This window comes from Nocardia sp. NPDC004278 (assembly GCF_053602975.1).
In genome coordinates this window covers 1-19,713 of sequence record NZ_JBSGEQ010000065.1, presented here as the reverse complement: position 1 = coordinate 19,713, position 19,713 = coordinate 1, and the positions used below count along the sequence as shown (strand labels likewise).

Genomic DNA, 19,713 nt, shown 5'->3' with positions numbered 1-19,713 from the left:
AGCCAACTGCATGAGCGAGCGCAGCGAGCGAATCATCTCACAGCGCCCTCTGGTCATGGCGGAGTCATGACCAGGACGCTGCCCGCCGGTCTGTCCGTGACCGCGCGGGTGCCCGCGTCCAGTGCCAACCTCGGCCCCGGATTCGATTCGCTCGGTATGGCTTTGGGCATCTGCGACGAGATCGAGGTGCGCACTACCGATTCCGGCCTCACCATCCGAGTGGAGGGTGAGGGCGCCGACGATGTGCCATGGGGCCCTTCGCATCTCGTGGTGCGTGCGATCGAGCGCGGCCTGGAGGCGGCGGGCGTCTGGGCCGATGGTCTCGATGTGGTGTGCCGCAACGTGATTCCGCATTCGCGCGGTCTCGGTTCGTCGGCATCGGCGGTGGTCGGCGGGCTCGCCGCGGGGTGTGGTCTGGCCGCGAAACTGGATCCCGCACTGGCCATCGGCAGTGACCAATTGGTGCAGCTGGCCTCGGAATTCGAGGGCCATCCGGATAACGCCGCGGCCAGCGTGCTCGGCGGAATCGTGGTGTCCTGGACCGAAACCGCCGCGGACGCCGCCAATGACGGTGTCGCGGCATCCGATCACGGCCGCGTCTACCGCGCGGTGCGCCTGGATCCGCATCCGGCGCTGCGTCCGGTGGTGCTGATTCCGGAAGAGCGCTCATCGACCGCGCATACCCGCGGACTGTTGCCCGAGGTCGTGCCGCACGGCGATGCCGCGTTCAACGTCAGTCGTGCCGCACTCGCGGTCATCGCCCTGACGCAGCGTCCCGACTTGCTACTGCCCGCGACGGCAGATCGTCTGCACCAGACCCAGCGTGCGCCCGCGCTGCCGCTGACCACGACGTGGATCGCTCGCCTGCGGGCGGCCGGTATCGCGGCCACGGTATCCGGCGCCGGACCCACCGTACTGGCCTTGGGTACCAGCGAATTCCCCGCCGAACTCCGTGAACTCGCCGCCATCGACGGCCTGCGTGTGGTCGAGCCGGGACTCGCGGAAGGCGTCCGGGTCGACTGACGGCGAGTCTGCCTTGCCGAGATTCCAGGTTGCCAGCTATCCTGAGCACGTCCGTACATCGTGCGCATCAGACGCCGGTGCTTCATCAGGGCAATCGCTCCAGCAGGCTCCAGGCTCGAGCCTCCAGGCCATGGGGGTGCTGCGTAGCTGCGCAACTGGAATGATCTCTTCCACCTTTCAGGAACTGGTGGCGAAGCCGCCGGTCCGGCGGGGCAGGTGATACGGCAAAAGCGCCGGTCCGAACTTTGCGTTCGGCCCTCGCATCCGAGTCCGGCACAACGCCCGGACTGCGGGACGAAACCCTCGAAACGGCACACGGCAGTCGAGGGAAGGAAAGGATTTCCGTGACAGATACGGACCTGCTCGCGACACCCGGGGTGGATTCCAACCCAACGGGGGACCGCGAAAGTGACTCCGGACAGATTTCGAAGATGAGCGAACAAACCGACGTCGCACGATCGGGGCTGACTGGAATGTTGTTGCCGCAGTTGCGCGCGCTCGCGGGGGAGCTCGGTATCCGAGGCACCTCTGGAATGCGCAAAGGCGATTTGATCGCCGCCATCAAGGAGAATCAGGCCGGAAAGTCGGCGAAGCCGGAGAAGTCCGCGCGTGGCGAGGTGAAGTCCGATGCGGATGCCGCCAAGGCGGCGCCGGTAAAGGCCGAGCAGGGCACCCTCGATGTGGCGCCCGCTGCCTCCGCCCCGGTGAAGGAGGCTCCGGCCCCGGCGAAAACGGCCCCGGCCAAGGCCGCCCCCGCGCAGGAGACCGTCGCCGAAGCCGCAGCGCCGAAGTCCGCTGACAAGTCGGCCGAGCCGAAGGCCGAGCAGGCGCAGGCCGAGGCCGCGCCGTCGGAGACCACCGAGGATTCCGGTCGCGAGGCCGGTCAGCGCGGTCGCGGCAGGCAGCGCCGCGGTCGTGACCAGGCGCGCGCCGGTGGCGAGGCCGCTGTGGGCGAGGCCCGTGGTGACGAGCCCAAATCGGACCAGGAGCAGGGCGAACGCCGTCGCGAGCGGGGCCAGGGCGGCGAGCGGGGCCAGGGCGGCGAGCGGGGCCAGGGCGGCGAGCGCGGCCAGGGCGGCGAGCGCGGCCAGGGCGAACGCAGTCAGAACGGCAGTGCCAATGGCGGCCGTGGCGGCGAGGGCGGTGGCCGCAGCGACGCCAACCGTGGCGGTGACGAGGACGAGGGCGGTCGCGGACGGCGGGGACGTCGCTTCCGGGAACGTCGTCGTGGTCGCGACCGCGAGGGCGGCGCCGGTGGCGGTGAGGCCCGCGAGCTCGAGATCCGCGAGGATGACGTGCTGCAGCCGGTCGCCGGCATCCTCGACGTGCTGGACAACTACGCCTTCGTGCGCACCTCGGGTTATCTGGCCGGACCGAACGACGTCTACGTCTCGATGAACCTGGTCCGCAAGAACGGCCTGCGCCGCGGTGACGCGATCACCGGTGCGGTGCGCGCTCCGCGCGACGGTGAGCAGAGCAACCAGCGGCAGAAGTTCGATCCGCTGGTGCGGCTGGACACGGTCAACGGTGGTGAGGTCGAGGCGGCCAAGCGGCGCCCCGAATTCTCCAAACTCACCCCGCTGTACCCGAACCAGCGGCTGCGGCTGGAGACCCAGCCGAACAAGCTGACCACCCGCGTCATCGACCTGATCATGCCGATCGGCAAGGGCCAGCGCGCCCTGATCGTCTCCCCGCCCAAGGCCGGTAAGACGACGATCATGCAGGACATCGCCAACGCCATCGCCATCAACAACCCCGAGGTCTACCTCATGGTCGTGCTGGTCGACGAGCGTCCGGAAGAGGTCACCGATATGCAGCGTTCGGTGAAGGGTGAGGTCATCGCCTCCACCTTCGACCGGCCGCCGTCAGATCACACCTCGGTCGCCGAACTCGCCATCGAGCGCGCCAAGCGCCTGGTGGAAATGGGCAAAGACGTGGTGGTGCTGCTCGACTCGATCACCCGATTGGGCCGTGCGTACAACAACTCCTCGCCCGCCTCGGGCCGCATCCTCTCCGGTGGTGTCGACTCGACCGCGCTGTACCCGCCCAAGCGGTTCCTCGGCGCGGCGCGCAATATCGAGAACGGCGGCTCGCTCACCATCATCGCGACCGCCATGGTCGAGACCGGTTCCACCGGTGACACGGTGATCTTCGAGGAGTTCAAGGGCACCGGTAACGCCGAGCTCAAGCTGGACCGCAAGATCGCGGAACGGCGCGTCTTCCCGGCCGTGGACGTCAACCCGTCCGGTACTCGTAAGGACGAGCTACTGCTGAGCCCCGACGAGGCCGCGGTGCTGCACAAGCTGCGCCGCGTACTGTCCGGCCTGGACTCGCACCAGGCGATCGATCTGCTGATCGACCGCCTGAAGAAGTCCAAGAACAACCTCGAGTTCCTGATGCAGGTCAGCAAGACCGCGCCGGGTGCGCTGGACGAGTGAATGAACGGGGACTCCGCTCGAGCGGAGTCCCCGTACTTTTTGCGCATACGCCACAGCTGATTTCGTGCGCACATGGGTAACTCGTCGGGTACGCCCAGAACTGGAGTTCGCTGGCTGCCGCCGGTCCGCAACGAGGGTCTCCACACCCGCGACGTCCGGCAAAAGGCGCGGGGAGGCGGGGGAGCGCCCTTTCGGCGTTCCGGGGCTGAAGAAGGCGAGGCCGATGCCTGCCGCGCCGGCGATCATGAAGGCCAGGATGATCGCCGTCGTGGCGGCCGGGCTACCGGTGCTCGCGGCGGTGCTGGCCGGATCGAACTGTGCGGCAGTGGGTTTCGCGTACGCGTAGGTATCCTGGCGATCCGGAGCGGTAAACCAGCCGACCGCGGCAGTGAAAATCAACGAAACGAAGACCGCCAGCGCAACGCGGCTGTTCACAGGGTTCTCCTTTCTGTCTCGGCACGCCGATGTGCATCAGGCCTTCAACTCTATGAACAGTGGTGTTCGTATCCACGAGTAGCGCACTACCCGAATTAAGGGTTCTGTAAGAACACGATCACCGCATGCCAATAGTTCAACCGGCAATGAGAACCGGGGGACTACCTGGGCGGGAACAAATCCGGGGGCCGGGGGCGTTTTGGGAGCGTAACCGCTGTTCTGGCATACTGAACGGCTGTTGCGTCTGCTCTGGTGAGCAGACCTCCCGCCTAGTCGGTTCCGGTTCACGTCCGCGCGATCTGCACGGGCGACCCGGCGACCAATATCGAGAGGACACCCATGAAGGCAGGAATTCATCCGGCGTATGTCGAGACCACGGTCGTCTGTGGTTGCGGCAACACCTTCCAGACTCGCAGCACCAAGGAGTCGGGACACATCACCGTCGAAGTTTGCTCGCAGTGCCACCCCTTCTACACCGGCAAGCAGAAGATCCTCGACACCGGTGGTCGCGTGGCCCGCTTCGAGGCTCGCTACGGCAAGCGTGCAGGCAAGAAGGCCGACGCAGACAGCAAGTAGCTTCCTCGCCGACGCCCGGTCCTGCTCAGCAGGCCGGGCGTCGGCGCTTTTATATGGCCGGTACTGGTAAGAGAGGAAGCACCGTGACGCAACCGTCCGCGATCGATGACATTCTGGCCGAGCACGCGGGCCTGGAGCTGCAGCTGGCTGATCCGGCGCTGCACAACGATCCGGGCGCCGCACGCCGGGTCGGCAAACGCTTCGCCGAGCTGGCCCCGATCATGGCCACCTACAACAAACTCACCGCTGCGCGCGATGATCTCGCCGCCGCACAGGAGCTCGCGGCCGACGATGCCGCCTTCGCGGCCGAGGTCCCCGATCTACAGGGCCAGGTCGTCGAGTTGGAGCAGCAGCTGGCCGACTTACTCGCCCCGCGCGATCCGCACGACGGCGACGATGTGGTGCTCGAGGTCAAATCCGGCGAGGGTGGCGAGGAATCCGCGCTCTTCGCCTCGGACCTGGCCCGCATGTACGTGCGCTATGCCGAGCGGCACGGCTGGAAGGTCGAAATCCTCGGTGTCACCGTCTCCGACCTGGGCGGCTACAAGGATGCGACGCTCTCGATCAAAAGCCGCGACGCCACCAGGGACGGCGTCTGGTCGCGCCTGAAATTCGAGGGCGGTGTGCATCGCGTCCAGCGCGTTCCGGTCACCGAATCGCAGGGCCGCATCCACACCTCGGCCGCGGGCGTACTCATCTACCCCGAGCCCGACGAGGTGGAGGAGGTGCAGATCGACGAATCCGATCTGCGCATCGACGTCTACCGTTCCTCCGGTAAGGGCGGCCAGGGCGTCAACACCACCGACTCCGCGGTCCGCATCACCCACCTGCCCTCGGGCATCGTCGTGACCTGCCAGAACGAGCGCTCCCAGCTGCAGAACAAGGCCCGCGCCATGCAGGTGCTCGCGGCCCGGCTGCAGGCATTGGCCGAGGAGCAGGCCGATCAGGAGGCTGCGGCGGGCCGGGCCAGCCAGATCCGCACGGTGGACCGCTCCGAACGCATCCGCACCTACAACTTCCCGGAGAACCGGATCGCCGATCATCGCATCGGTTTCAAGGCGCACAATCTCGACGCCGTGCTGGACGGCGATATGGACGCGCTCCTGGATGCGCTGGGGAAGGCGGATCGCGAAGCGCGCATGGCGGCCGAATAGTCGACGGCACCGGCCCGATGTTCCGGAGAAATCAACCGACTCGGTGACAACACGGGTAGCTCACCGGGTACGCCAAGAACGGGGAGTGTCGACATCATGTCCGGAACTCGCGTGGCATTGCGCCCAGCCATCAACCAAGCCGTCGAGACCTTGCGCGCCGCGGGCGTGCACAGTCCGCAGGCCGATGCCGAACAGCTGGCTGCCCATCTGCTCGGCGTGCAACGGACCCGGTTGGCACTGACACCCCTGGTCACCCCCGAGGTGATCGAGCAGTACCGCGCACTGGTCGCCCGGCGCGCGGAGCGAATTCCATTGCAGCACTTGACCGGTACCGCATCGATGGGCGAGGTCGACCTGGCGGTCGGTCCCGGCGTCTTCGTCCCGCGCCCGGAGACGGAGTTGCTGTTCGCCTGGGCACTGGCGCAATTGGAGGCGCTGCCACACGATCACGCACCGGTCGTCTTCGACCTGTGCACCGGATCCGGCGCGCTGGCGCTGGCCATCGCCCAGGCCCGCCCGGATGCGGACGTGCACGCGATCGAGATCGATCCCGCGGCCCTGCAGTGGGCACGTCGCAATGCCGACGTGCGCATTGCCGAGGGCGATACGCCGATCACCCTCTACGCCGACGATGTCACCGACCCGAATCTGCTCACCGAGTTCAATGGCAGGGTCGATCTCATCGTCGCCAATCCGCCCTATATCCCCGAAGACGCCGAACTCGATCCCGAGGTCGCCGATCACGACCCGCGGCTGGCCCTCTTCGGCGGTCCGGACGGACTGGACGTCATCCGGCGGATGCTGCCCAGCATCACCCGCCTGCTGCGTTCCGGCGGCTCCTGCGCCATCGAACACGATGACACCAACGGCTCCGATCTCGCCACTCTCCTGGCCGAACAGGGTGATTTCACCGATATCGTCGAGCACCTCGACCTTGCGGATAAGCCCCGTTTCGTGGCCGCGACCCGCAGCTGAACTTCCGAGGGCGAAGCCCGAAGAAGACGATGACAACTGATTTCGTGAGTACATGGGTAACTCGTCGGGAACGCCCAAAAGCCAGGTCACACTTGACGCAGGACCTGAACGCAGATCTCGAGGCACGCACTTGTATGGCCTGAGTATTCGGGGAGGCGGGGGAGCGTGACAGGATGGGGGCCGTGAGTACCGTCTACGACTGCGCGGATGCCGACTCGCGCGCCGCCGGACTGACCGCGGCCACCAGCGCCCTGAAATCCGGACGTCTGGTCGTGCTGCCTACCGACACGCTGTACGGCCTAGCCGCCGACGCATTCGATTCGACCGCGGTGAGCGAACTGCTCGCCGCGAAGCGGCGCGGTCGGGATATGCCGGTACCGGTGCTGGTCGGTTCCTGGCACACGATCGACGGCCTGGTGTTCTCGGTGCGCCCGCAGGCTCGCGAACTGATCCGGGCGTTCTGGCCCGGTGGGCTGAGTCTTGTTGTGCAGCAAGCACCCTCGCTCGCTTGGGACCTCGGTGATACGCGCGGCACGGTCATGCTGCGGATGCCGCTGCATCCGGTCGCGCTGGAACTGCTGCGCGAGGTCGGCCCGCTCGCGGTCTCGAGTGCCAACATCTCCGGGCAGCCGCCCGCCAAGACCGCCGCCGAGGCGCGTGATCAACTCGGTGATCTGGTCGGGGTCTACCTCGACGGCGGCCCGGCCGAACACGCGGTCGCCTCCACCATCGTCGACCTCACGGCGGATCAGCCACGGATCCTGCGCGAGGGCGCGGTATCGGTCGGCGATATCGCCGATGTGCTCGGGATGTCCCCGGAGGCGCTGACCAGCGTCGCGACCCGGTGACCTCGGGACGCGGTGATCGTATGGCGGATCAGATAATCGGATGATCGGTTCGGGTGCTGTAGTTCCGTTGCGCGAGCTGCTGCTCGTGATTCTCATCTCGGCGACGGTGACCTTTCTCGCGACCGGCGGAATTCGGGTGCTGGCCATCGCATTCGGTGCCGTGGCGGTACCGCGTGAACGCGATGTGCACGTCAAGCCGATTCCGCGGATGGGCGGGGTCGGCATGTATGTAGGGGTGGTCGGGGCTGTCCTCTTCGCGCACCAATTGCCTGCGCTGCGAAGGGGTTTCGATTACGCGCCGGATATTCCGGCGGTGCTGGTCGCGGCCACGATCATCGTGGTCGTCGGCATCGTCGACGACCGGTGGGGCCTGGATGCGCTGACCAAATTCGCGGGTCAGGTCACCGCCGCCGGTGTGATGGCGGTCATGGGCCTGAGCTGGTACGTCATCTACAACCCGTTCAACGACACCACCGTGGTGTTGGACGCACTCCAGGGCGGTCTGGTCACCGTCGGCATCACCGTGACCATCGTCAATGCCATGAATTTCGTCGACGGACTCGACGGCCTGGCCGCCGGACTCGGCCTGATCTGCGCGGGCGCGGTCTTCGTATTCACCGTCGGCCTGCTCTACAACCAGGGCGGTTCGGTCGACACCTATCCGCCAGCCCTGCTCGCCGCCGCGCTGGCGGGCGCTTGTCTGGGATTTCTGCCACACAACTTTTCGCCCGCACGGATATTCATGGGCGATTCCGGTTCGATGTTGATCGGGCTCATGCTGGCGGCGGTATCGACCGGCGCCTCGGGCCGAATCAACTTGGCGGGCTACGGACCTCGCGACATTGTCGGTCTGCTTTCGCCGCTGCTGCTGGTCGGTGCGGTGATGTTCATTCCGGTACTGGATCTGCTGCTGGCGATCGTGCGCCGGGTCCGCGCCGGTGTGAGTTTCTCGACACCGGACAAAATGCACTTGCATCACCGGCTGCTGCAGATCGGGCATTCGCACCGCCGCGTTGTGCTGGTGATCTATTTATGGGTCGGCGTACTGGCGTTCGGTGCCGTCGGCACTTCGCTGATCCATGATCGACGGATTGTCGTGCTGATGATGGCGGGCGGGCTGGTCTTCGCGCTGGTGGTGACCGCGATACCGGGCCTGCGTCGCAAGGAGCCCGCGGATTCGTAATGCAAGGTCCAGGTAAAGTTCGGGTCGTGAGTCTCACTAATCCGATCCCTGGTCCCGACGCTCCCCTGAAGGCGGCGCTGCGCTACGGCGTGATCGGATTGGCCGTTCTGGTGGTGCTGTCGGTGGCCATCGCCTCGGCAGTGGCCGGTTTGTCCGGACTCTGGGGCGCGCTGCTCGGCGCCGCCATCGGCGGCGGGTTCATTCTCACCACCGCGGCCGTGGTGCTTTTCGGCGCGAAGCTGCCGCCGAGCACCGCAGGCCTGGTCATGTTGGTGAGCTGGGTGGGCAAGCTGCTGGTCGCGATGATCGTGATCGCGGTGCTCCAGCGCTTCGACTTTTACGACCGGATGGCATTGTTCCTGACGGTGGTCGGGTCCTTGCTCGTCGTGCTCGGCGCGGAGACGTATGGCGTTCTGCGACAGAAGGTTCCGTACGTAAACGTACCGACCGATAGGTCCGATTCACCTTCTGCGTAGCAATAATTCCACCCACCTACACGCTGTCGTAGATAACTTGGTAAAGTGTTGGTAAGCAAGCGACCAAGCAAGGGGGGGATCACCAAGATCCCGCCAGGTGGCAGCTATGCTTACTGCCGTGCCGGGCTCCGATGGGTTCCGGTTCTGCATGTCGACGATGTCGCCGACACTACGTACAGACGCCCATGCGGGTTGCCGCACAGCAGCTGACGAATTTCGAGCCGACCTGAGTCGACCCAATTGATCGTCAATGTCCGATCGAACCGCGGGAATGACCGTACCCGCGGCCCGAACACGGGAGAGAACGCTGAGCGTCACCACTTTGGCGGGCGAGTTCCACGCGCCATCGCTGTCCGACTTCTTCCCTCCAGCAGTGCTGTTCGAGGGTACGCCGTTCGAACTCGACCGTTTGATGCTGATCCGGCTGCTGATGACCGCAGTGCTGGTGCTCGTCATGGTGCTGGCATTCCGCAATCCTCGCATCGTCCCGCGCGGCCTGCAGAACATCGCCGAAACCGGTCTGGTGTTCGTCAAGGATCAGATTGCCGAAGAGGTGCTCGGTAAGGAAACCGGTCGCAAGTACCTCCCATTGATCGCGACGATCTTCTTCGCGGTTCTCTTTCTCAACTTCTCCGGCATTATCCCGGGGCTGAACATCTCGTCGAACGCCCGAATCGGCATGCCGCTGGTGCTGGCCCTCATCGCATACCTCGCGTTCAACTTCGTGGGTATCAAGAAGTACGGGTTCGTCACCTATATGCGCAGCAGCATCGTGGTTCCGAATGTTCCGCCCGCTCTGCACGTGTTGCTGATTCCGATCGAGTTCGTCTCGACGTTCATCCTGCGTCCGTTCACGCTGACCGTCCGACTCATGGCCAACATGCTGGCCGGTCACATCATGCTGGTGCTGTTCTTCAGCGCCACCTGGTTCTTCCTCTTCGACGCGGCGGCCTGGATGAAGGTGTTCTCACCCTTCTCGCTGCTCGCCGGACTCGGGTTCACGCTGTTCGAAATGCTGGTCATCTTCCTGCAGGCCTACGTTTTCGCCCTGCTGACGGCCGTTTACATCGGACTCGCGCAACACGCTGATTCGCACTGACCGAACAACTACCGAATACCTGCTACACCACGCCGACCGGCGGGTGAGCAACAGAAAGGGAAAGTAGACTCATGAGCCTCGCGTACCTGGCCCAGGAAGCGGCAACCACCTCCGAGAAGTTCAAGGGCTTCGGCGCCATCGGCTACGGTCTGGCCGCTATCGGCCCCGGCATCGGTGTGGGCATCGTGGTCGGTAAGGCCATCGAGGGCATCGCTCGTCAGCCCGAGCTGCAGGGCACCATCCGCACCAACATGTTCCTCGGTATCGCCTTCACCGAGGCCCTGGCGCTGATCGGCCTCGTCGCCGGCTTCATCTTCTGAGATAGCCATGAACACGCTTTCTACGCTCGCCGCGGAGACAGGGGACGACATCAATCCCCTCATCCCCGAGACCTACGACATCGTGTGGTCGGTGGTCTGCATCGCGATCATCGGCGTCATCTTTTACAAGTACGTCATCCCGCGCCTTATCAAGGTGTTGGATGAACGTACGGACAAGATCGAGGGTGGCATCCAGCGGGCCGAGGCCGCGCAGGAGGAAGCCCAGCTGACGCTGCAGCAATACCAGCAGCAGTTGGCCGACGCCCGGCTCGAGGCCGCGCGCATTCGCGAGGACGCACGCACCCAGGGCCAGCAGATCCTCGCGCAGATGCGCGCGGAAGCACAGGCCGAAAGCGACCGCATCGTCGCCGCCGGTCACAGCCAGCTGGAAGCTCAGCGCCAGCAGATCCTGACCGAGCTGCGCGCCGAAGTTGGCAAAACTGCCGTCGATTTGGCCGAAAAGATTATCGGACAGTCGGTTTCGGACGAAGCTAAGCAGGCGGCATCGATCGATCGGTTCCTCGCCGAACTCGATCAGTCGAATGCCAGCATCGGGGTCGGAAGGTAGCGACGCGAAAGTGAGAAGCATGTACGCAGCGAGCCGCGAGGCCAGCTCTCGGGCGCGGGAGGCACTTCGGGCCGCTCTGACCGGGAGCGACAGTGTTGCGGCCACAACGGGGTCGGAACTGTTCGCCGTTGTCGCCGTGCTGGATGACCAGCGTTCGCTGCGTGTTGCGCTCGCGGACGTGTCGGTTCCCGGCTCGGTGCGCGCCGAACTCAGCGAACGGGTCTTCAGCGGCAAGGTCAGCCCCGCCACCCTGGCGGTGCTGACCACCGCGGTGGCCCAGAACTGGTCGCGCACCGCCGATTTGGTCGACACCCTGGTGTTGCTCGGCCAGGAGGCGCTGTTGGAGTCGGCCGCCGACAGCGGACGGCTCGGGGCGGTCGAGGACGAGTTGTTCCGGCTGGCCCGGATCATCGGCGACAACCCCGATCTGGAGCAGGCACTTTCGGATCGCGTGAAGCCCACGGAGGCCAAGCGCGCGCTGATCGAGCGGCTGCTCACAGGTAAGGCCGAGTCCATCACCCAGACCCTTGCGGACCAGGTGGTCACTCGGTCCAGGACGAGCATCGGCGAAGCGTTCGACGAGTTGTCCGATCTCGCCGCCGCTCGGCGCGACCAGATCGTCGCGCATGTGCGCGCCGCGGTCGCGCTGACCGACCAGCAGCGGGACCATCTCGCGGCATCGTTGCAGCGCATCTACGGCAAGCCGGTCACGGTGCACGTGCAGGTCGATTCGAGTCTGCTGACCGGCGTCGTTGTGACCGTCGGCGACGACCTGATCGACGGCAGCGCCACCGGCCGACTGGAACGGCTGCGTCGGGCTCTGGCCTGACACCCACCACCCCCGACATTCAGACCAGACAGCGAGAGCAGGAAGACTATGGCGGAGCTGACGATCTCCACCGATGAGATCCGTAGCGCGATCGAGAGCTACACCCAGAGCTACACCCCGGAAACCTCCATCGAAGAAGTCGGTGTTGTCACCGACTGCAGCGACGGCATCGCGCACGTCAGTGGCCTGCCCTCGGCGATGGCCAATGAATTGCTCGAGTTCCCGGGTGGTGTGCTCGGCGTCGCGCTGAACCTCGAGGACCGTGAGATCGGTGCGGTCATCCTCGGTGAGTTCGCGGAAATCGAAGAGGGCCAGCAGGTTCGCCGCACCGGCGACGTGCTCTCGGTCCCCGTCGGTGACAAGTTCCTCGGCCGCGTGGTCAACCCGCTCGGCCAGCCGATCGACGGCCTCGGCGAAATCGAGGCCGAAGAGCAGCGCGTGCTCGAGCTGCAGGCCGCAACCGTGCTGCAGCGTCAGCCGGTCGAGGAGCCGATGGCCACCGGCATCACCGCCATCGACGCCCTGACCGCCATCGGTCGTGGTCAGCGTCAGCTGATCATCGGCGACCGCAAGACCGGCAAGACCGCGGTCTGCATCGACGCCATCCTGAACCAGAAGGCCAACTGGGAGTCGGGCGACCCGAAGAAGCAGATGCGCTGCATCTACGTCGCCATCGGCCAGAAGGGCTCCACCATCGCCGGCGTGAAGTCCGCGCTCGAGGCGCACGGCGCGATGGAGTACACCACCATCGTCGCGGCACCGGCCTCGGACTCCGCTGGCTTCAAATGGCTTGCGCCCTACACCGGTTCGGCCCTCGGCCAGCACTGGATGTACCAGGGCAAGCACGTCCTCATCGTGTTCGACGACCTGACCAAGCAGGCCGAGGCGTACCGCGCCATCTCGCTGCTGCTGCGTCGTCCGCCGGGCCGCGAGGCGTACCCGGGTGACGTCTTCTACCTGCACTCGCGTCTGCTGGAGCGTTGCGCGAAGCTGTCCGACGAGATGGGCGCCGGTTCGATGACGGGTCTGCCGATCATCGAGACCAAGGCCAACGACATCTCGGCGTTCATCCCGACCAACGTCATCTCCATCACCGACGGCCAGGTCTTCCTCGAGTCCGACCTGTTCAACAAGGGTGTCCGCCCGGCGATCAACGTCGGTACCTCGGTTTCCCGTGTCGGTGGCGCCGCCCAGACCAAGGCCATGAAGACCGTCGCCGGTTCGCTGCGTCTGGAAATGGCGCAGTACCGCGAGCTGGAGGCGTTCTCCGCCTTCGCTTCCGACCTCGATGCCGCGTCGCTGGCGCAGCTCGAGCGTGGCGCGCGCTGGGTCGAGCTGCTCAAGCAGGACCAGTACACGCCGGTCGCGGTCGAGGATCAGATCGTCTCGATCTTCCTGGTCGATGGCGGCTACTTCGACTCGGTTCCGGTCGCCGACATCCGCCGCTTCAACGCGGAACTGCTGGAGGACCTGCACCGCACCGCGCAGAGCGCGTTCGACGCCCTGGAGGGTGGTAGCAAGCGCCTCGAGGGTGACGCCGCCGACGCGATCAAGGAGGCGACCGACAAGTTCAAGCAGAGCTTCCTCGCTTCCGACGGTTCGCGCGTCGTGAACGAGGCCGCCGCCGGTGAACTCGACCACGAAGAGGTCGAATCGCTGTCGGTGACCCGCAAGCACGTCGAGAAGTAATCGAGCGAGCAATGCGCTATTCGATTCTCACGAATGAACTGAAGGGAGTGTGAACCGCTGATGGCAAGCTTGCGTGAATTGCGCTCCCGCATTCGTGGTGTGAGTTCGATCAAGAAGATCACCAAGGCCCAGGAGCTGATCGCGACCTCGCGAATCTCCAAGGCCCAGGCCAGGGTTGCGGCCGCGAAGCCGTACGCCGAGGAGATCACCAAGGTGCTCAGCGAGTTGGCGAGTGCGTCGACGAGTCTGTCGCACCCGCTGCTGACGGAGCGGGCCAACCCGCGCCGGGCCGCCGTGGTGGTGATCACCAGTGACAGCGGTATGTGCGGTGGCTACAACTCCAACGTGCTCAAGCGCGCCGAGGAGCTCATGGTCACCCTGCGTGGCGAGGGCAAGGAGCCGGTGCTGTACGTGATGGGCAATAAGGGCCTCACGTACTACACCTTCCGGAGTCGTCCGGTGGTCAATGCGTGGACCGGGTTCTCCCAGCAGCCGAAGTACAACGATGCCTCGGCCGCGTGCCATCACCTCGTGGACGCTTTCATGGCGGGCTCCGAGGGTGAGGTGCCCGCCCCGAACGGGACCGGCAATATCGAGGGTGTCGACGAACTGCACATCGTGTACACCCGTTTCGTCTCGATGCTGACCCAGAGCCCGGAGGTGCGCCGGCTGGCGCCGATCCAGGTCAGCTTCGTCGACGAAGACTACGATATGGGTGAGGACAGCTTCACCGACTCGCCGACCGCGGAACTCACCGCGCAGTACGAGTTCGAGCCCGATGCCGATGTGTTGCTGGCGGCACTGCTGCCCAAGTACATCAACACCCGCATCTACTCATCGTTGCTCGAGGCAGCGGCATCCGAGTCCGCGGCTCGGCGCACCGCAATGAAGGCAGCCACCGACAACGCCAACGAACTGGCCAATGTGCTTACCCGGCAGGCGAATTCGGTGCGGCAGGCCCAGATCACGCAGGAAATCAGCGAAATCGTCGGCGGCGTGAACGCGCTGGCTTCGAGCTCCGACCGCGACTAAGCGCAGGAAGAGAACCAACTAATGACCGCAGCTGTCACTCAAGAGAGCCGGACGGGCGCGAAAACAGGTCGCGTCGTCCGCGTCATCGGCCCCGTCGTGGACGTCGAGTTCCCGCGGGGTTCGATCCCTGAGCTGTTCAACGCTCTGCACGCCGAGATCACCCTGACCTCGGTGGCCAAGATCCTGACCCTCGAGGTCGCCCAGCACCTCGGTGACAACATCGTGCGCACCATCTCGATGCAGCCCACCGACGGTCTGGTCCGTGGCGCCACCGTCACCGACACCGGCAAGCCGATTTCGGTGCCGGTCGGCGACATCACCAAGGGCCACGTGTTCAACGCCCTCGGCGACTGCCTCGACACCCCCGGCCTCGGCCGCGACGGCGAGCAGTGGGGCATCCACCGCAAGCCCCCGTCATTCGACCAGCTCGAGGGTAAGACCGAGATCCTGGAGACGGGCATCAAGGTCATCGACCTGCTGACCCCGTACGTGAAGGGCGGCAAGATCGGACTGTTCGGCGGTGCCGGTGTCGGCAAGACCGTGCTGATCCAGGAGATGATCACCCGTATCGCGCGTGAGTTCTCCGGTACGTCGGTGTTCGCGGGCGTCGGTGAGCGCACCCGTGAGGGCACCGACCTGCACCTGGAAATGGAAGAGATGGGCGTCCTCCAGGACACCGCCCTCGTCTTCGGCCAGATGGACGAGCCGCCGGGCACCCGTATGCGCGTCGCCCTCTCGGCCCTGACCATGGCCGAGTACTTCCGCGACGTGCAGCACCAGGATGTGCTGCTGTTCATCGACAACATCTTCCGGTTCACCCAGGCCGGTTCCGAGGTGTCGACCCTGCTCGGCCGCATGCCCTCGGCCGTCGGTTACCAGCCGACGCTGGCCGACGAGATGGGTGAGCTGCAGGAGCGCATCACCTCGACCCGTGGTCGGTCCATCACCTCGCTGCAGGCCATCTACGTGCCCGCCGACGACTACACCGACCCGGCCCCGGCGACCACCTTCGCCCACCTCGATGCGACGACCGAGCTTTCCCGCCCGATCTCGCAGAAGGGCATCTACCCGGCCGTCGACCCGCTGACCTCGACCTCCCGCATCTTGGAGGCCTCGATCGTCGGTGCGGAGCACTTCCGGGTCGCCAACGAGGTGAAGCGGATCCTGCAGAAGTACAAGGAACTGCAGGACATCATCGCCATCCTCGGCATGGACGAGCTCTCCGAAGAGGACAAGGTCCTCGTCGGCCGGGCCCGTCGTCTGGAGAAGTTCCTCGGCCAGAACTTCATCGTGGCCGAGAAGTTCACCGGCCAGCCGGGTTCCGTGGTGCCGCTGACGGACACGATCGAGGCGTTCGACCGCGTCTGCAAGGGTGAGTTCGACCACTTCCCGGAGCAGGCGTTCAACTCCTGCGGTGGTCTCGACGACGTCGAGGCGGCCGCGAAGAAGATCGCCGGAAAGTAGTCACCCATGTCGGAGATGTCAGTTGATCTCGTCGCCGTCGAGCGTTTGCTCTGGTCCGGCCAGGCGACGTTCGTCAGCGCGCAGACCACCGAGGGCCAGATCGGCATCTTGGCAGGCCATGAGCCACTGCTCGGCCAGCTGATCGAGGGCGGCATCGTGAGCATCGTGCCCACCGAGGGTGAGCGGATCACCGCGGCGGTGCACGGCGGGTTCTTCTCGGTGACCGCGACCTCGGTCCGGGTGTTGGCCGAATCCGCGGAGTTCGCCGACGAGATCGACGTCGAGGCGGCCCGTCGGGTGCTGGCCGACGCCGACGCGACCGTGGAAGCGAAGTTGGCGGCCGAGGGTCAGGTGCGCGCGGTCGAGGCGAACGCGAACGCGTAAGCACCGCATCGGGATTGCATTCGCCACTGTCGGCGGTGAAGTTGTCTTCGCCGCCGACAGTGGCGTTTCCGGGTCCGATTCTTCAAAGACAAGGCCCGGCCATTTGTAAACTCGGGGCCGTGGTTGAATGACCAAACGGCGGTGTGCGCTCGGGCTCGGAAGCGGTAGCTTGCGTAACCGCGGGGAGGGCCCGCGAACACCGCCAATCGGACATTGTGTCGTCGGCACGGCGGCGGAGCGAAGGGACGAACAGCATTGCAGACCGGGATGGTTCTCCTGATCATTCTGGTGCTCACGCTCGTTCTCTTGGCGCTCGCTTCGACCTATCGGCTGATCATGTTGCGCCGCGGCGGTACTGCGGCGATCCTGCGGGTGCTGCCCGCGCGCGGCGGTCAAGGCTGGCGGCACGGCCTGATCCGATACGACGAGGATCGGCTCGTCTTTTACAAACTCTCCAGCCTCAAGTTGGGTCCCGACTCCACCATTCGACGCCAGGGCATCGAGATCGGTGATCGGCGGGGCCCGCGCGGTGACGAATACGACATCATGACCGACGAGATCGCGGTCACCGCGGTTTCGGATAATGACGGCAATTACGAACTGGCCCTGGACCGTGGCTCATTGGCAGCCTTCCTGTCCTGGGTCGAATCCCGGCCGTCGGATCGCACCCGCCGTCTGCCCGGCCTCTAGACGAAATCCGCTAGCTGAAAATACGGGTGTGCTCGCAGCGATAGGGTGGGCCATGTGAGTGTGCACCTGACGCGGATCTACACGCGGACCGGCGACGATGGAACGACGGGTCTCAGCGACTTTTCCCGGGTGGCCAAGACGGATCCGCGGCTGATCGCCTATGCGGACTGTGACGAGACCAATGCCGCCATTGGCGTGGCCATCGCGCTCGGTGCACCCGCGCCGGAGTTGCTGAAGGTACTGCGGCAGGTGCAGAACGATCTGTTCGACGCGGGTGCGGATCTGTCGACCCCGGTGGTCGCCGAGCCGAAGTACCCGCCGCTGCGCGTCACCCAGCCCTATATCGACCGCCTCGAAGCTTGGTGTGATGAGTTCAATGCCGAACTGCCAGTACTGAATTCGTTCATTCTGCCCGGCGGCACACCTTTGGCCGCCCTCCTGCACACCGCCCGGACGGTTGCGCGCCGCGCAGAGCGTTCTGCCTGGGCCGCGATCGAGGCGCATCCGGACGATACGAATATCCTTCCGGCGAAGTACCTGAACCGTCTCTCCGACTTGCTGTTCATCCTGAGCCGAGTCGCCAACCCGGGTGGCGATGTGCTGTGGAAGCCTGGTGGGGAGCAGACATCGGACTGAACGACCGACGCGATTTCACCATCCGAATCCCGCACGACTGTCTGGTGTAGACGTGGGTAACTTCTTGGGGAGACCCGGGACACAGCCCGCGACCGACCGTCCGGCGCCCAACACGCTCGCAAAAAGTTGCTGGACACTCGGGAAGTCCGACCAGCTACCTGGAGATAACCCCGGCACCGCTACCAGCGGCCCGCAACGCAACTATCCTTTGCACCAATAGTGCGCCGAATACGCGGAGAGGCGGCATGGAACGGTTTTTGGTTACTGGCGGGAATCGACTCGTCGGTGAGGTCGCGGTCGGGGGTGCGAAGAACAGCGTCCTCAAGTTGATGGCGGCTGCCTTGCTGGCCGAGGGCACGACCACCATTACGAACTGCCCGGACATCCTCGATGTGCCGTTGATGGGTGATGTGTTGCGCGGTCTCGGCTGCGATGTCGCTATCGACGGTTCGGTGGTCACGATCAACACGCCTGCGGAGCCGAAGTACCACGCGGATTTTCCGGCCGTAACGCAGTTCCGCGCGTCCGTCTGCGTACTCGGTCCGCTGATGGCCCGCTGCAAGCGGGCCGTCGTCGCACTGCCGGGCGGCGACGCGATCGGTTCGCGCCCGTTGGATATGCATCAGGCCGGCCTGCGGCTGCTCGGCGCGACCAGCGAAATCGAGCACGGTTGTGTCGTCGCGCGCGCGGAGGAACTGCAGGGCGCGCGGATCAGGCTGGACTTCCCTTCGGTGGGTGCTACCGAGAACATCCTCATGGCGGCCGTGCTGGCCGAGGGCGAAACGGTCATCGATAACGCCGCCCGCGAACCCGATATCGTCGACCTCTGCAACATGCTCGTGCGGATGGGGGCGCGGATCAGTGGGGCCGGTACATCGGTGCTCACCATTCAGGGCGTCGAGCGTCTCGCACCAACGACGCACCGGGTGATCGGTGATCGGATCGTGGCGGCGACGTGGGGGATCGCTGCGGCGATGACCATGGGCGATGTCCGCGTTACCGGGGTGAATCCCAAGCACCTGTCCCTCGTCTTGGACAAGCTGCGTTCGGCCGGTGCGCGCATTTCATTCGAACCGGACGGTTTCCGGGTGATTCAGGCCGATCGGCCGCGCGCGGTCAATTTCTCGACGCTGCCCTTTCCCGGATTCCCGACCGATCTGCAGCCGATGGCCATTGGCCTGGCGGCGATTGCCGATGGCACCTCGATGATCACCGAGAACATCTTCGAGGCCCGCTTCCGTTTCGTGGAGGAGATGATCCGGCTGGGCGCGGATGCCCGGACCGATGGACATCACGCGGTGGTGCGCGGAATTCCGCGGCTGTCGAGTGCGCCGGTGTGGTCGTCGGATATTCGCGCCGGTGCGGGATTGGTACTCGCCGGTCTGGTTGCCGATGGCACCACCGAAGTGCACGACGTCTTCCACATCGACCGCGGCTACCCGAAATTCGTTGAGCAGCTCCAGGCATTGGGTGGTCAGGTGGAGCGGGTCGGCGCCGCGGATTGATCATGTGAACGGCAGGAGACGATTTCGTTTCGTCGAAAACCATTCCTGACCAGGCGATTTGACATCGTGCACGCCGACACGTAACTTTATTCGAGTCAGAGCGACACGGACACCGACCCGGGGCCGACGCGCTGAGCCGAAAGGCTGAGCAAAGGACCAGGGAAACGAGGTAGGACGTAGAGCGCCTGACGATCACACTAGCTCGAACGAGACCCCGATTTTGATTCGGGTTCCCGCCTGAGCTAAGCTGGATAAGTTGCCTCACCGATCGACCGGGGTTAAACCCGCGAGATGGTGTGTGCGTGTGTTCTTTGAGAACTCAATAGTGTGTCGATGAATGTCAGTGCCAAATATTTTTTGGTTCCGGCTCCTCATACCCCCGTGTGGTG

20 protein-coding genes are annotated in these 19,713 nt (G+C 65.1%); all 20 read left to right on the top strand.

The window, feature by feature from the left end:
* Positions 1 to 66 precede the first annotated feature (66 nt).
* The 20 genes from thrB to murA all read left to right on the top strand — a co-directional run bounded on the left by thrB (position 67) and on the right by murA (position 19,324).
* Positions 67 to 1,023, top strand: coding sequence for a homoserine kinase (gene thrB / locus ACWEO2_RS42625; protein ID WP_355186536.1), 957 nt, complete (start codon positions 67 to 69; stop codon positions 1,021 to 1,023).
* Between the two features lie 344 nt (positions 1,024 to 1,367).
* Positions 1,368 to 3,461 (top strand): transcription termination factor Rho, encoded by a 2,094-nt coding sequence (rho, locus tag ACWEO2_RS42620; protein WP_452410584.1) that lies wholly within the window; start codon positions 1,368 to 1,370, stop codon positions 3,459 to 3,461.
* A gap of 223 nt (positions 3,462 to 3,684) precedes the next feature.
* A complete protein-coding gene (locus ACWEO2_RS42615) occupies positions 3,685 to 3,807 on the top strand; it encodes a hypothetical protein (protein WP_354953470.1) in 123 nt (40 codons plus the stop codon).
* 428 nt (positions 3,808 to 4,235) lie between these two features.
* Complete coding sequence (gene rpmE, locus ACWEO2_RS42610; RefSeq protein ID WP_354953468.1) at positions 4,236 to 4,472, top strand: 50S ribosomal protein L31; 237 nt, start codon at positions 4,236 to 4,238, stop codon at positions 4,470 to 4,472.
* Between the two features lie 53 nt (positions 4,473 to 4,525).
* The gene (gene prfA, locus ACWEO2_RS42605) at positions 4,526 to 5,626 is read left to right on the top strand and encodes a peptide chain release factor 1 (protein ID WP_452410583.1); all 1,101 of its coding nucleotides are present in this window, start codon (positions 4,526 to 4,528) and stop codon (positions 5,624 to 5,626) included.
* A 96-nt stretch (positions 5,627 to 5,722) separates the two neighbouring features.
* Positions 5,723 to 6,601 (top strand): peptide chain release factor N(5)-glutamine methyltransferase, encoded by an 879-nt coding sequence (prmC, locus tag ACWEO2_RS42600; protein ID WP_452410582.1) that lies wholly within the window; start codon positions 5,723 to 5,725, stop codon positions 6,599 to 6,601.
* 182 nt (positions 6,602 to 6,783) lie between these two features.
* The gene (locus ACWEO2_RS42595; protein ID WP_354961203.1) at positions 6,784 to 7,449 is read left to right on the top strand and encodes an L-threonylcarbamoyladenylate synthase; all 666 of its coding nucleotides are present in this window, start codon (positions 6,784 to 6,786) and stop codon (positions 7,447 to 7,449) included.
* A gap of 40 nt (positions 7,450 to 7,489) precedes the next feature.
* Positions 7,490 to 8,632, top strand: a complete 1,143-nt coding sequence (locus ACWEO2_RS42590; protein WP_354961202.1) for a glycosyltransferase family 4 protein — start codon at positions 7,490 to 7,492, stop codon at positions 8,630 to 8,632.
* On the top strand, positions 8,632 to 9,108 hold the full coding sequence (locus ACWEO2_RS42585) for a hypothetical protein (RefSeq protein ID WP_452410581.1): 477 nt from the start codon (positions 8,632 to 8,634) through the stop codon (positions 9,106 to 9,108). The genes ACWEO2_RS42590 and ACWEO2_RS42585 overlap by 1 nt, the downstream gene beginning before the upstream one ends.
* Positions 9,109 to 9,358: 250 nt before the next feature.
* Positions 9,359 to 10,207 (top strand): F0F1 ATP synthase subunit A, encoded by an 849-nt coding sequence (gene atpB / locus ACWEO2_RS42580; protein WP_452410580.1) that lies wholly within the window; start codon positions 9,359 to 9,361, stop codon positions 10,205 to 10,207.
* A 71-nt stretch (positions 10,208 to 10,278) separates the two neighbouring features.
* Positions 10,279 to 10,527, top strand: coding sequence for an ATP synthase F0 subunit C (locus ACWEO2_RS42575; protein ID WP_040687112.1), 249 nt, complete (start codon positions 10,279 to 10,281; stop codon positions 10,525 to 10,527).
* 7 nt (positions 10,528 to 10,534) lie between these two features.
* Positions 10,535 to 11,095 (top strand): F0F1 ATP synthase subunit B, encoded by a 561-nt coding sequence (locus ACWEO2_RS42570; RefSeq protein WP_452410579.1) that lies wholly within the window; start codon positions 10,535 to 10,537, stop codon positions 11,093 to 11,095.
* A gap of 19 nt (positions 11,096 to 11,114) precedes the next feature.
* Positions 11,115 to 11,924 carry a F0F1 ATP synthase subunit delta gene (locus ACWEO2_RS42565; protein WP_354961198.1) on the top strand — a complete coding sequence of 270 codons (810 nt, stop codon included), beginning with the start codon at positions 11,115 to 11,117 and terminating at the stop codon, positions 11,922 to 11,924.
* 48 nt (positions 11,925 to 11,972) lie between these two features.
* A complete protein-coding gene (gene atpA / locus ACWEO2_RS42560; RefSeq protein ID WP_354961197.1) occupies positions 11,973 to 13,613 on the top strand; it encodes a F0F1 ATP synthase subunit alpha in 1,641 nt (546 codons plus the stop codon).
* 60 nt (positions 13,614 to 13,673) lie between these two features.
* Positions 13,674 to 14,645, top strand: a complete 972-nt coding sequence (locus ACWEO2_RS42555) for a F0F1 ATP synthase subunit gamma (protein WP_452410578.1) — start codon at positions 13,674 to 13,676, stop codon at positions 14,643 to 14,645.
* 21 nt (positions 14,646 to 14,666) lie between these two features.
* Positions 14,667 to 16,109 carry a F0F1 ATP synthase subunit beta gene (gene atpD, locus ACWEO2_RS42550; protein ID WP_452410577.1) on the top strand — a complete coding sequence of 481 codons (1,443 nt, stop codon included), beginning with the start codon at positions 14,667 to 14,669 and terminating at the stop codon, positions 16,107 to 16,109.
* 6 nt (positions 16,110 to 16,115) lie between these two features.
* A complete protein-coding gene (locus ACWEO2_RS42545) occupies positions 16,116 to 16,493 on the top strand; it encodes a F0F1 ATP synthase subunit epsilon (protein WP_354961195.1) in 378 nt (125 codons plus the stop codon).
* A gap of 267 nt (positions 16,494 to 16,760) precedes the next feature.
* Positions 16,761 to 17,183: a DUF2550 domain-containing protein gene (locus ACWEO2_RS42540; protein WP_040687141.1), complete on the top strand. Its 423-nt coding sequence runs from the start codon at positions 16,761 to 16,763 to the stop codon at positions 17,181 to 17,183.
* Positions 17,184 to 17,237: 54 nt separating this feature from the next.
* The gene (locus tag ACWEO2_RS42535) at positions 17,238 to 17,819 is read left to right on the top strand and encodes a cob(I)yrinic acid a,c-diamide adenosyltransferase (protein WP_452410576.1); all 582 of its coding nucleotides are present in this window, start codon (positions 17,238 to 17,240) and stop codon (positions 17,817 to 17,819) included.
* A gap of 245 nt (positions 17,820 to 18,064) precedes the next feature.
* The gene (murA, locus tag ACWEO2_RS42530) at positions 18,065 to 19,324 is read left to right on the top strand and encodes a UDP-N-acetylglucosamine 1-carboxyvinyltransferase (RefSeq protein WP_452410575.1); all 1,260 of its coding nucleotides are present in this window, start codon (positions 18,065 to 18,067) and stop codon (positions 19,322 to 19,324) included.
* The last annotated feature ends 389 nt before the right edge of the window (positions 19,325 to 19,713 follow it).